The 12,779-nt window shown below is 65.6% G+C and carries 11 protein-coding genes; 2 read left to right on the top strand and 9 right to left on the bottom strand.

What is annotated here, in order from left to right:
* Nucleotides 1-82: 82 nt before the first annotated feature.
* The 3 genes from J5M67_RS01645 to J5M67_RS01635 all read right to left on the bottom strand — a co-directional run bounded on the left by J5M67_RS01645 (nt 83) and on the right by J5M67_RS01635 (nt 2,437).
* Nucleotides 83-754, bottom strand: a complete 672-nt coding sequence (locus tag J5M67_RS01645) for a YceH family protein (protein WP_207882628.1) — start codon at nt 752-754, stop codon at nt 83-85.
* A 61-nt stretch (nt 755-815) separates the two neighbouring features.
* The gene (locus J5M67_RS01640; RefSeq protein WP_207882626.1) at nt 816-1,571 is read right to left on the bottom strand and encodes a cache domain-containing protein; all 756 of its coding nucleotides are present in this window, start codon (nt 1,569-1,571) and stop codon (nt 816-818) included.
* 119 nt (nt 1,572-1,690) lie between these two features.
* Nucleotides 1,691-2,437: a FadR/GntR family transcriptional regulator gene (locus J5M67_RS01635; RefSeq protein WP_243434419.1), complete on the bottom strand. Its 747-nt coding sequence runs from the start codon at nt 2,435-2,437 to the stop codon at nt 1,691-1,693.
* 296 nt (nt 2,438-2,733) lie between these two features.
* Between J5M67_RS01635 and J5M67_RS01630 the strand changes: the two genes are divergently transcribed.
* Both J5M67_RS01630 and J5M67_RS01625 read left to right on the top strand, forming a co-directional pair.
* Nucleotides 2,734-4,227, top strand: a complete 1,494-nt coding sequence (locus J5M67_RS01630) for an aldehyde dehydrogenase (RefSeq protein ID WP_207882624.1) — start codon at nt 2,734-2,736, stop codon at nt 4,225-4,227.
* Nucleotides 4,228-4,354: 127 nt separating this feature from the next.
* Nucleotides 4,355-5,830 carry an APC family permease gene (locus J5M67_RS01625; RefSeq protein ID WP_207882622.1) on the top strand — a complete coding sequence of 492 codons (1,476 nt, stop codon included), beginning with the start codon at nt 4,355-4,357 and terminating at the stop codon, nt 5,828-5,830.
* 228 nt (nt 5,831-6,058) lie between these two features.
* Here J5M67_RS01625 and J5M67_RS01620 read toward each other — a convergent pair whose 3' ends face one another.
* From J5M67_RS01620 to J5M67_RS01595, 6 genes are all read right to left on the bottom strand, one after another.
* Nucleotides 6,059-7,543 (bottom strand): amidohydrolase family protein, encoded by a 1,485-nt coding sequence (locus J5M67_RS01620; protein ID WP_207882620.1) that lies wholly within the window; start codon nt 7,541-7,543, stop codon nt 6,059-6,061.
* A complete protein-coding gene (locus J5M67_RS01615) occupies nt 7,540-8,739 on the bottom strand; it encodes an amidohydrolase family protein (RefSeq protein WP_207882618.1) in 1,200 nt (399 codons plus the stop codon). The genes J5M67_RS01620 and J5M67_RS01615 overlap by 4 nt, the downstream gene beginning before the upstream one ends.
* Before the next feature lie 143 nt (nt 8,740-8,882).
* Nucleotides 8,883-9,935, bottom strand: a complete 1,053-nt coding sequence (locus J5M67_RS01610; RefSeq protein WP_207882616.1) for an extracellular solute-binding protein — start codon at nt 9,933-9,935, stop codon at nt 8,883-8,885.
* A 38-nt stretch (nt 9,936-9,973) separates the two neighbouring features.
* Nucleotides 9,974-10,765, bottom strand: coding sequence for an ABC transporter permease (locus J5M67_RS01605; protein ID WP_207882614.1), 792 nt, complete (start codon nt 10,763-10,765; stop codon nt 9,974-9,976).
* The gene (locus J5M67_RS01600) at nt 10,762-11,679 is read right to left on the bottom strand and encodes an ABC transporter permease (RefSeq protein WP_207882844.1); all 918 of its coding nucleotides are present in this window, start codon (nt 11,677-11,679) and stop codon (nt 10,762-10,764) included. The genes J5M67_RS01605 and J5M67_RS01600 overlap by 4 nt, the downstream gene beginning before the upstream one ends.
* Nucleotides 11,676-12,746 carry an ABC transporter ATP-binding protein gene (locus J5M67_RS01595; RefSeq protein ID WP_207882612.1) on the bottom strand — a complete coding sequence of 357 codons (1,071 nt, stop codon included), beginning with the start codon at nt 12,744-12,746 and terminating at the stop codon, nt 11,676-11,678. The genes J5M67_RS01600 and J5M67_RS01595 overlap by 4 nt, the downstream gene beginning before the upstream one ends.
* Nucleotides 12,747-12,779: the final 33 nt, after the last annotated feature.

Below are 12,779 nucleotides of genomic sequence, written 5' to 3'. Positions count from 1 at the left end.
GACTATCGACACCGGATGTTAACGCTTGATTAGCGGAGCGGCAGGCCGACCAAAGTCGGTCGGCCAGTGGGAAATACCTGATTCAGTCCCGCGCGACGCCCAGCTCCAGGAGGGCGAGGCGTTCCTCCAGGGCGGCGATGCGGGCCTCCAGTTCGACCAGGCGGCCTTCGTCATGGCTGCCGCCGTCACTGCGCTCGCTGGAGGCGCGGCTGCCACTGGCGGCGATGGCGGCCGCACGGTCTTCCTCGGTCCCCAGCAGGTGCATGTAGCGGTCCTCGCGCTGGCCGCTCTGGCGCTCCAGTTGCACGGCCATGCCGCGGCCGGCGAGACGTTCGAGCTGGTGACGGACCTCTTCGGTGTCGTCGAAGTCATGCATGCGCTGGCTGCGGGTGAGCAGTTCGTTGAGGGTCTGGGGGCCGCGCAGAAATAGCAGGCCGAGCAGGATGACCTGCGGCTTGACCAGTTCAAGCGCCTTGTCCAGTCGCTGCTCCCAGCGGTCCGCACGGCTGCCCATGACCAGACGGGTCATCTCGCGACCTTCGAGATGGCGCAGCGACTGGCCGACCTGGCCAGGCGTGAGGTTCATCACCGGGTCGCGGCTGGTTTTCTGGTTACAGGCGGTGACCAGGGCATTGAGAGTCAGCGGGTAGGTTTCCGGCGTGGTGACCTGCTTTTCGATCAGGCATCCGAGGACGCGGGCATCCACTGCGCTGAGCGGTTCGAAGTCGGAGAGGGTGTCGGGCGACTGGCTCATGGCGGTATCCGTCAATGGAAGAACCGCCCTAGCCTAGCCAATTGTGCTGCGTTTGACAGCTTCAGGCCGCACCGGCCAGGCGGCGGGTCAGCGGTCGCTCGATCACGGCCCAGTGGGAGAAGGATTCGGCCAGCTCCTGCTCGCGCCCCTGCCCGTCGCGGCCCAGCGTACGGCGAGCGAGGTCGCCGGCGAACCAGTTGGCGGTATTGGCCGCCACCACCCTGCCCTCGCCATTGACCACCAGGGCTTCATGGCCCATCCGCATCAGACTGCCCAGTAGCACACCCTCGAACTCATGCAGGGCGATATCGGCTGCTGCGACGCCAATGAAGCGGCCATCCACCAGGATCGGCACGGAGAAGGCAAGGATGTACAGGTCGGTGCCGTAGAGGTCGATGAAAGGCCCGACCACCGAGGGCCTGCCGCTGGCACGCGGGCGGGAGAACCAGGGCATGTTGAGGTAGTTGTAGAAGTTCTCGCTGCGGCGGTTGAAGTTCAGGCTCATGGGCACGACCTTGTCGCCGCGACCGTGGTACCACCACTCCAGATACATGTCCTGGTCGGCCAGCTCGCCCGGTTCGATCACGACGCCAGTGCCGTGCAGGCGCGTGCCGTCATCGGTGAGGTCATGCTGGATGCGCGCGCGCAGGGCGCCGAGGTCCTTCGAGGAAGGGCGCCTGCCCTCCTGCGCCAGCGCACGCCAGATCGCCACGACCTCGCCGGCCAGCTCGTCGAGGCGCTGGAAAACGTTACGGATGGAAGCGTCGATGCGCTGGGCACAGCGCTGGAGTTCATCCGTGGTTTGTTCGCTGGACATGACCAGAGGCCTCGCTGTTCTTGTTATCGGACGGGCCAGAGAGGCCCGCTGAGTCTGTTCGATGAGTCATCGTGCGCGCCCTCCCGGACGCGCCGGGAAAACAGCAAGCGCTGTGCCATTCAGCCGTCGTCGGCGAACAGGCTCAGGCGCAGGTTGATCAGCCGCTTGATGCCACGGGTGACGTGGGCTTCGGCCAGAGCACCAGCCAGATTGGAATCTCCCGCGCTGATCGCTTCGAGAATGGCGCGGTGCTCCTGTTCGATAGCCGCCGCACCGGGGAAGCCGTCCACCGGCAGCCACAGCCATTCGCCGATTTCCGCCTGCAGGCGCGTCTCTGCGTGGGTGAGACGAACGGACTGGGCGGCGACGGCGATCTCGATGTGGAAGCGTGCGTCGGCGCGGCGCTGCTCCTGGCGCGTGGTAGCGCTCGCCAGAGCGGCCAGGTACTGGGCAATGCGCGCCTGTTCATCGGAGGTGGAGCGCTGGGCCGCCAGTCGTGCGGCAGCACCGGCGATGGCGACATGTTCATCACCCAGGTCGCGCAATTCCAGCGCACTCATCTGGCGCAACTGGCCCAGTAGCGCATCCTCGGATGTGCGCTGCGGCGAGCAGACGAAGCTGCCGCCATTGCGCCCGCGCCGGGTCTCGATCACACCCCGTTCACGCAACTCCGCCAACGCATCGCGCAGGGTCACGGTGGCGACGCCGAACTGCATCGCCAGCTCGCTTTCGCTGGGCAGTTGCTCGCCCTCGGCGTAGAGGCCGAGATCGACCATTTCCACCAGCCGGCGCGCGACTTCCTCGGTACGCCCTTCCTGGCGCAGGCGCATGAAACTGGCGGGGCGGACTTTCCTGAATTCGTTCATAGGCAGCAGTGCGAGGGGCGCGAACGCTTCCTGCGCGAAATATTCCTGTTCTGGCGTCGATGGCGAAGTCTACCGGCAACCCTGGCTGCGGCTTCGCTCAAAACTATGTCTCCATATTTTTAAAACGGTTTACGGACTTTCAGCAAGGTATTTCCGCACGATAACCCCGTTCAAACGCTCATTTTTCGATCTGTATTGGCAACCACCAAATCATAAGATATGGTTTTAAATGTATTAGCCAGAGACGGTCTGCAAACCGTCCCCGCCAACAACAGCAAGTACGAGGAGCGATACAGATGAGCCAGCCAACCCGCGCCGAATGGGAAGCCCGCGCCAAGGCCCTGAAGATCGAAGGCCGCGCCTTCATCCAGGGTGAGTACCTTGCCGCCGCCTCCGGCGACACCTTCGATTGCATCAGCCCGGTAGACGGCCGCCTGCTGGCCAAGGTCGCCAGCTGCGACGCCGCCGACGCCGAACGCGCTGTGCAGAGCGCCCGCGCCACCTTCGACTCCGGCGTCTGGTCGCGACAAGCGCCGGCCGCGCGCAAGGCCGTGATGATCCGCTTCGCCGCGCTGCTGGAGGAACACGCCGAGGAGCTGGCGCTGCTGGAAACCCTGGACATGGGCAAGCCCATCGGCGACTCGCTGAATGTCGACCTGCCGGGCGCCGCCGACTCCATCCGCTGGAGCGGCGAGGCCATCGACAAGGTCTACGACGAAGTGGCCGCCACCTCCCATGACCAGCTCGGCCTGGTCACCCGCGAGCCGGTCGGCGTGGTCGCCGCCATCGTGCCGTGGAACTTCCCGCTGATGATGGCCGCCTGGAAACTCGGCCCGGCGCTGGCCACCGGCAACTCGGTGATTCTCAAGCCGTCGGAGCGCTCGCCGCTGACCGCCATCCGCATCGCCCAGCTGGCCATCGACGCGGGCCTGCCGGCCGGCGTGCTGAACGTGCTGCCGGGTTATGGCCATACCGTCGGCAAGGCCCTGTCGCTGCACATGGATGTGGACACCGTGGTATTCACCGGCTCCACCAAGATCGCCAAGCAGCTGATGGTCTACGCCGGCGAATCGAACATGAAGCGTGTCTGGCTGGAAGCCGGCGGCAAGAGCCCGAATATCGTCTTCGAGGATGCCCCGGACCTGCAGGCCGCCGCCGAGTCCGCTGCCGCTGCCATTGCCTTCAACCAGGGCGAAGTGTGCACCGCCGGCTCACGCCTGCTGGTACAGAAGTCGATCAAGGCGAAGTTCGTGCCGCTGGTGGTCGAGGCGCTCAAAGGCTGGAAGGCGGGCCACCCGCTGGACCCGGAAACCAACGTCGGCGCCCTGGTCGACGGCCGCCAACTGGAGCAGGTGCTGGGCTACATCCAGGCAGGCCAGGACGAAGGCGCGAAGATTCTCACTGGCGGCAAGCGCGTGCTGGAAGAAACCGGCGGCACCTACGTCGAGCCGACCCTGTTCGACGGCGTGAGCAACGCGATGAAGATCGCCCGCGAGGAAATCTTCGGCCCGGTGCTCTCCGTCATCGAATTCGAGGATGCGGAGGAGGCCGTGCGCATCGCCAACGACACTCCGTACGGTCTGGCTGCGGCCGTCTGGACCAGCGACATCTCCAAGGCCCACCTCACCGCCCGCGCCCTGCGTGCTGGCAGTGTGTGGGTGAACATGTACGACGGCGGCGACATGACCGCGCCCTTCGGCGGCTTCAAGCAGTCGGGCAACGGTCGCGACAAGTCGCTGCACGCCTTCGACAAGTACACCGAGCTCAAAGCCACCTGGATCAAGCTGTAACCGGCCAGAGCCTGAGGTTTGAAGGAAGACGGCGCGCGGCCAGATCCGCGCGCCGAACAATAACAACAACGCTTTCCGTTGCACCCGATTGGCTGCCGACGCGAAAACCTCAAACAGGAAACCCACGATGAACAGCTCGATCCAGCCCCTGGACCGCGACGCGGAACAACTCCGCGCGCTGGGCTACACCTCCAATTTCGAACGCAGCATGACCCTGTGGCAGAACTTCGCCCTGGGCTTCACCTACCTCTCGCCGGTTGTCGGCGTGTACACCCTGTTCGGCCTGTGCCTGGCCGCCGGCGGCCCGCCGATGTTCTGGTCCTACCTGCTGGTGGGCATCGGGCAGATGCTGGTGTGCCTGATCTTCTGCGAAGTGGTTTCGCAGTTCCCGATTTCCGGCGGCGTCTACCCTTGGGCGCGACGCCTGGTGGGCAAGCGCTGGGCCTGGATGGTCGGCTGGATCTATTCGATCTCGCTGTGCGTGACCATCGCCGCCGTGGCCCTGGGCGCCGGTCCGTACATCGCCACCCTGCTCGGTTTCGATTCCAGCCCGGTCACCAACACCCTGGTGGCGCTGGCTTTGACCCTGATCGCCACCGTACTCAACCTCTCCGGCACCAAGCTGCTGGCCCGCGTGGCCATGTTCGGCTTCCTCTGCGAGCTGATCGGCGCACTGGTGATCGGCGGCTACCTGCTGGTCTTCGAGCGTCACCAGCCGCTGTCGGTGCTGTTCAACACCTTCGACATCCGCATCGACGGCAGCTACTGGCCGGCCTTCCTCACCGCCGCACTGGCGGGCATGTTCCTCTACTACGGCTTCGAAGCCTGCGGCGATGTCGCCGAGGAAACCCCGAACCCCAGCCGGCGCATCCCCAAGGCCATGCGCATGACCATCTGGATCGGCGGCGCCGCGTCGATGTTCGCCGCGCTGGCGCTGATTCTCGCGGTGCCGGACATGCAGGCGGTGATCTCCGGTGCGGATAAGGACCCGATGACCACCATCCTCGACAACGCCTTCGGTGTGACCGGCGCGCGCCTGGTGATGGCGGTGATCATCGTCTCATTCGTCTCCTGCGTACTCAGCCTGCAGGCCGCCGCCAGCCGCCTGCTGTACTCCTATGCCCGCGACGAGATGGTGATGGGCAGCGGCCTGCTCAAGCGCCTGTCGCCCAACACCCACGTACCGGTCGCCGCGCTGATCGCCTGCGGCGTGATTCCCAGCGTGATCGTCTGCGCCGGCTTCTACCTGCAGAACGCCATCGCCATGGTGGTGAGCTTCGCCGCCATCGGTATCTATCTGTCGTTCCAGATGATCGTCGCCGGCGCTCTGTTCGCCCGTGCCCGTGGCTGGCAGCCGAGCGGCGCGTTCACCCTGGGTAAATGGGGCTGGCCGGTAAATATCGCCGCCCAGATCTATGGTGTCCTCGCGATCGTCAACATGTCCTGGCCGCGCACGCCGGATGCGCCCTGGTACCTGAACTACGGGATCATCCTGGTGGGTGGCATCGTGATCGCGCTGGGCCTGGTCTACATGACGCTGTTCCGCCCCTACGACAAGGGCACCGCTCCCCATGGGGATGCGTGGAAACTGCATCAGCAGTAAACGTTCGAGGGAAACGAAAACGCCCGGCATTCTGCTGGGCGTTTTTGCTTTTTGCGCGGGGAGTTCCTTGCAGGACCGAGGGGGACGCCTAGCCCTTGCTCGCGAACGGACTCACCGGCTACTTCGCAGGGTGGTTCGCGAGCAAGCTCGCTCCTACAGGGTCTTGCGCACGCCGGTTACGCCAGTTCCTCGCGCTGAGCCCGGTGGCGCTCTCCCGCGTCCATTGCTTCAGCGAACGTCCAGCATCGGCGCCTCGGCGCTGTAGGCATCGGCAAAGGGAATCGCGGACTGGAACAGCGTGCGCCACGGCGGATTACCGAAGGCACGCTCGGCATGGTGCTGCATCTGCTTCTGGAACAGCGCATCGGCGCGGCTCTGCAGGTCGGCATGGTCGACTCCGATCACCTGGCCGTCCTGCATCACGCTGCGGCCGTCGATGAAGCTGGCGATGCAGTCGTCGCCACGCCCGGCGGTGAACAGGTTCTTCAGCGGGTCGAAGAACGGGCCCTGGTGGAAGGCGCCGAGGCGGAACACGGTGATGTCCGCGCGGGCGCCGGGGGCGAGACGGCCGAGGTCATCGCGGCCCAGCGCCTGGGCGCCCCCGAGGGTCGCGGCGTTGTACAGGTCGAGCATGCGTGTGTGCTCCGGATCCCCCTCCTTCACCCGCGCAATGTTCAGGCCCTGGCGCAGGTTGTCGAGCATGTCCGCCGGGAAGGTGTCGGTGCCCATGGCCAGGTTGATGCCGCGCGCGCGGTAGCTGCCGAAGGAATCCAGCGCGTCGCCTTCGCGGGCGAACACCACCGGGCAATGCACCAGGCTCGCGCCGGTATCCGCAAGGCGCTGCAACTCGTGCTCGCCGCTGTGCAGGATGCCGTGGGGCAGCACGCTGCGCGGGTTGAGCAGGCCGTAGCTGTCGAGCCACTGCAGCGACGAGGTGTCGCGCAGGCGGCGCACCAGTTCCACTTCGTAGCGCGACTGGCAGCAGTGCAGACGCAGCGGTGCGTTCAGTTCGCGCTGAACGGCGGCGGTACGCTCCAGCAGCGCCGGGGTGCAGGTTTCGATGCGGTCCGGCAGCAATGCGCCACGTACGAGTCCGTCGCGGGCGCCGTCGAAGTCATGGAAGAAGCGCTCGGCTTCCTTCAGTCCGGCAAGGCCGGCGGCTTCGTCCCAGTACTGTGCGGGGCTGCCGTCGGCGCGGGCGTAGGTCATGCCACTCATGTAGCAGGGGCCGAGATAGGTGCGCAGGCCGAGTTCGCCGGACAGCGCGGCGACCCCGGCGAATTCGTCGTAGTGCTCGGCCCAGCGCCGGTAGTACATGGAAGTGATGGGCATGGCGGTGGTGATGCCGTTGCGGATCAGCTGGGTGAAGGCGTAGCGGTACTTGAACAGTTCCTCGTCCGGGCTGTAGCACTCGGTGGGCCCGGCGCGCAGGTAGTCCTCGGACCAGACGCGGCCCATGTTCCACTCGGCGCTGTTGTCCAGGGTGAGGACGGTGGAGTCGAGATCGCCCAGGGCGTCCAGGTCAATGAAGCCGGGGCCGATCAGCGCATGGCCGTAGTCGATCCACTGGCTGACTTCGCCGGGGAAACCGCGCCCGACGAAGAGGATCTTCCCGCCCTCGAACACCACTTCGCCGTGGCGCCAGAGCACGTGCTGGCGGCCATCGAAGCCGACGACGAAGCTGGCTTTGAGGCCAATGCGCGGAGTACTCACAGGCGCGACTCCACGAGGCGACCATTTTCAGCGATCAGCTTGCCGGCCTTGAATACCTGGCGCTGCGCCGGACGTGCGACCACGGCCTCGCCGACGGTCTGCGCCGGCAGCAGGAGGAAGTCCGCCGCCGCGCCGACGTCGATGCGAGCCTGCTCGCGGCCCAGTGCCCGGGCGCCACTGGCGCTGGCGGCGTCGAAGGCTGCAACGAGGTCATCGTCCTTGCACAGGTCGAAGCGGAAGGCGAGGAACATGGCGCGTTCGAGCATGTCGCCGTTGCCCATGGGCGACCAGGCATCGCGGATGCCGTCGCTGCCCAGGCACAGGTTCACGCCCGCATCGCGCAGGGCGAGGAACGGCGGCACCGGGGTATCGGCCGGTGCCGAGCTCATCAGCGAAATCTTCAGTTTGGCCAGACGCTCGGCCAGCGGTTTGACCTGCCCCCAGGGCGCCATGCCCAGGCAGTAGGCGTGGCTGATCATCACCTTGCCCTGCAGGCCGTGGCGCTCGGTGTAGTCGGCGATGCGGGCGATCTGCCAGAGGCCTAGCTCGCCCTTGTCGTGCAGGTGGATATCGACGCCACGGCCGAACTCCACGGCCAGGCCGAAGACGATATCCAGCTGGGCGATGGGGTCGTCGTCGATGCCGCAGGGATCGAGGCCGCCGACGTTCTCCACGCCCAGTTCCAACGCGTCGCGCATCAGCTCGGCGGTGCCGGGGCGGCTGACCAGGCCGGTCTGCGGGAAGACCACGAACTCCATGTCGATCAGGTCGGCATAGCGTTCGCGCAGCGCCACCATGGCTTCAACATGGCGCAGGCCCAGCTCGGGGTCGATGTCGACGTGGCAGCGGAAGGTCAGCGAACCACAGGCGATGCATTGCTCCAGCAGCGCACCGGCGCGGGCGGCGATGGGCGCGTCGATCTCGCGCAGCACGCGACGCTCGTTGGCGATGTAGTCCTTGAGCGTGGGGCCGGCGCTGTTGGGACGCCAGGGCTGGCCCCAGAGGGTCTTGTCCAGGTGGCAGTGGCTTTCCACCAGCGGCGGCAGCAGCAGTTGACCGGCGCCGTCGATATCGCCGGCCTGCGGCGCGGTGTTGCTGGCCGGGCGGCGCTCGGCGATGTGGCCGTCACGAATGAGAAAGTCTTCCGCTGCATTACCCAGCGGACGGATGTTGCGCAGCCAGTAGCTGTCGGTCATGGGGACCTCGAAAGCGGATTAAAAGCGGTGCCCCGGACGGGGGCACTGATCGAACCGTAGGATGGGTGGAGCTTGCGATACCCATCGATCCGCGAGCGGCATGGGTATCGCTCCGCTCCACCCATCCTACAAAGAGCGCTGTATCAGCCCTTGAGCTTGGACCAGATGCGATCCTGCAGCTCGCGGGACTTGTTGCTGCATTCCTTTTCCAGGCGCAGGCGCTCGGCGTACTCCGGCGGCATGTTGATGGCGTCCATCACCTTCCACTTGGCGTCGAGCAGCTTGTCGGTCTCGATGCCGTTGGAGTAGGCGATGGCGTTGGTCACCGCGGCGGCGTTCTCCGGCTTCATCATCCAGTTGATGAAGACCTTGGCGTTCTCCGGGTGCGGCGCGCTCTTGGGCACGGCGAAGTTGTCCTGGAAGGACGCCACGCCCTCTTTCGGATAGACGTACTTGATGGTGCTCTTCTGCAAGGTTGCGCGGGCGGTGGAGCCGTTCCAGTTCTGCATCAGCACCACTTCGCCGGAGGCCATGCGGTCCACGGTGTTGTCCGAGCTGTACATCTTCAGGAAGGGCTTCTGCTTCTGCAGCAGTTCGAGAATCTTCTTGGCGTCCTGCGGGCTCTCGGTGCACTCGTCGACGTTCAGGTAGTGCGCGGCGGCGTTGATCAGGCTGCTCGGGGTATCCAGCGCGGCGACCTGGCCTTGCAGCTCCGGACGCGGCTCGAAGAATTCCTTCCAGGAATCATCCAGCTTGCCGCCCGGCACCCGCGCGCTGTCGTAGGAGAAACCGGTGCTGCCCCACAGGTAGGGCGCCGAATACTTGCGGCCCGGGTCGAAGGCCGGGTCGCGGAAGGCCGGCTTCACGTACTGGAAGTTGGGAAGCTTGGGCGTGTCGATTTCCAGCAGCAGGTCCTGCTTGATCAGCGTCTGCATGATCGAGTGCGACGGCACGATCACGTCGTACGCCGCACCGCCGGCCTGCAGCTTGGCCAGCAGCGTTTCGTTGCTGTCGTAGCCGTCCATGGTGACCTTGATGCCGGTCTCCTTCTCGAACTTGGCCAGCAGCTCCACCGGGTAGTAGTCGGTCCAGTTGTAGAAGAACAGCTGCTTGGGCTCCTCGGCCTGGGCGACGCCAGTGGCCAGCAGAGCGAGGGACAAACCGGCAAGGCCGTGACGCAGGGCATTCAACTTCATCGTTTTCTCCAGAAAGAGCGAAAGGTCGGCAGTCTTGATCAGGCGTCCGGTTTGCCGCGCTGGCCGAGCCAGTACGACAGCACCACGAGGACGATGGAAATCACCAGCATGAGGGTCGAGATCGCATTGATCTCGGGCGTTACCCCGGCCTTGATGGCCGAGAAGATGTAGACCGGCAGCGTCGTCGAGCCGGGGCCGGCGACGAAGAAGGTCATGATGAAATCGTCGAGGCTGACCACGAACGCCAGCACCGCACCGGACAGCACCGCCGGCCACAGCAGCGGCAGGGTCACCCGGCGGAATACCTGATAAGGGCTGGCGTACAGGTCGCCGGCGGCTTCCAGCAGGCTCTTGTCCAGGTCGTTCAGGCGCGCGCGGATCGGCAGGTAGGCGAACGGAATGCAGAATCCGACGTGAGCGACGATCACCGTCATCAGACCCAGCTTGATCCCCAGTGACATGAACAGCAGCAACGTGGCGACGGCTATGACGATCTCCGGCAGGATCAACGGCAGGTTGATGCCGCCTTCCACCAGCCGCCGGCCGTAGAACGGCCGCGAGGTGGCGAGTGCCGCTGCCAGCGCGATCGCCGTGGACAGCACGGTAGCGAAGCCCGCCACCACCAGCGAGTTGAACGCGGCCGCCTGGATCGACGGGTTGGCGACGATCCTGCCGTACCAGGCGAAGGAGAATTCGGTCCACACCGTGGCCGAGCGGTTGGCGTTGAAGCTGTAGGCGATCAACACCAAGATCGGCAGGTACAGGTAGGCCAGCACCAACAGGCTGGTCTCGCGGGTGCCGGGGAGTTTCTTCAGGTGCTGGGCGATCATGCGTTGGCTCCTCCCAGGTGGACGGCCTTGGCGGCGCGGCGGCTATACAGGGCGAACGCAATCAGCGCGAGCAGCATGATCGCCAGCAGCAGGAACGACAGCGAGCCGCCCAGGGGCCAGTTGCGCGCGGTGCCGAACTGTTGCTGGATCAGGTTGCCGATCATCAGCGTCTTGCCGCCGCCGAGGATGGCGGGCGTGATGAAGGCGCCCAGGCTCGGCACGAACACCAGCAGGGCACCGGCGATCACACCGGGCATGGACAGCGGCAGGATCACCCGGCGCAGGGCCTTCCAGCGATTCGCACCGAGGTCATAGGCGGCCTCGACCAGGCGCCAGTCGAGCTTCTCCAGGGTCGAGTAGATCGGCAGGATCATGAACGGCAGGAAGCTGTACACCAGGCCCACACAGACAGCGAAGTCGTTGTACAGCAGGGTGATGCCGCCGGCCTGGGGGAACAGCGCGTTGAGTGTCTGGGCGATCCAGCCGTGCTCGCGCAGGATGATCAGCCAGGCGTAGTTGCGGATCAGCAGGTTGGTCCAGAACGGAATGGTGATCAGCAGCACCATCAGGTTGCGCGAACGCTCGCTGAGGCTGGTCATCCACAGCGCCACCGGGAAGCCGAACAGGAAGCACAGCACCGTGGTGCCGCCTGCCTGGAACAGCGAGCGCAGCAGCGCCTGGGCGTAGACCCAGTTGAGCTCCAGGTTGCCGTCGAAGTCCTCCTGGAAGAACAGTTGCACGTAGCTCTGGATCTGCCAGTCCGCGTGCCAGTCGACGCCGCCGTAGAGGTTGCGCGGCAGCAGGCTGATGTAACCCATGATCGCCAGCGGGATGGCGATCAGCCCGAGCAAGGTCAGCGCCACCGGGCTGAGCAGCAACAGGCGGCGGGTGGTGGGCGACTCCGTCATGCTCAGGCCTCCATCAGCAGGCAGGCCTGGGGCGGCAGGTGCACCGCCACGGCCTCGCCGACATCACGGGCACGCCCGCCTTCGTTGCTCTCGCGCAGGGTGATCTGCGAGGCATCGGGCAGGCGGCAGCGGTACAGCGTGGCGGTGCCGACATACATCACCGTCTCGATCACCGCGCGCAGGTGGTGCGGCTGCGACGGATCGACCAGCTTCGAGCGCTCCGGGCGGAAAGCCAGCTGCACGCTGTTCTGGTCCAGCCCGTCGGGCACCTGGCAGGGGATTTCCGCCGGCATCGCGTTGGGGTGGAAGGCGCCCTGGCGCATCTGGCCGGGGAGGAAGTTGATGTCGCCGATGAACTGCGCGACGAAGCGATGGCGCGGACGCTCGTAGATCTCGTTGGGCGTACCGATCTGCATGATGTTGCCATGGGACATCACGGCGATGCGGTCGGACAGGGTCAGCGCTTCTTCCTGGTCGTGAGTGACGAAGATGAAGGTGATGCCCGCCTCTTCCTGCACGCGCTTGAGCTCGACCTGCATCTCCTTGCGCAGCTTGAGGTCCAGCGCGGAAAGCGGTTCGTCCAGCAGCAGCACCGAGGGCTTGGGCGCCAGCGCACGGGCCAGGGCCACACGCTGCTGCTGGCCGCCGGAAAGCTCCGCCGGCTTGCGCCGCGCCAGGTGCTCCATCTGCACCAGGGCCAGCATTTCCTTCACGCGCGTCGGGATTTCAGCGCGGGACAGGCCCTGCATTTCCAGGCCGAAGGCGATGTTCTCGCTGACCGACATGTGCGGGAACAGCGCGTAGCTCTGGAAGACGGTGTTGATGCGGCGGCGGTACGGAGGCAGGTCGTTGACCCGCTCGCCGCCGACGAGGATGTCGCCGGAGGTGACGTTCTCGAAGCCGGCGATGCTGCGCAGCAGCGTGGTCTTGCCGCAGCCGGACGGCCCCAGCAAGGTGAAGAACTCGTTATGGGCGATGTCGACCGAGACCTCGTTGAGGGCGGGAGCGACGTTCGGATCGTCGGTATAGCGCTTGCTGACCCGACGCACCTCAACGGAAGACGAGTGATTCATTTTGGTGCATTCCTCTTGTTTTTGTATGCAATA

Origin of the sequence: Pseudomonas sp. 30_B (assembly GCF_017491605.1) — a bacterium.
Classification (GTDB): domain Bacteria; phylum Pseudomonadota; class Gammaproteobacteria; order Pseudomonadales; family Pseudomonadaceae; genus Pseudomonas.
This window is presented reverse-complemented; position numbering and strand designations above follow the sequence as displayed.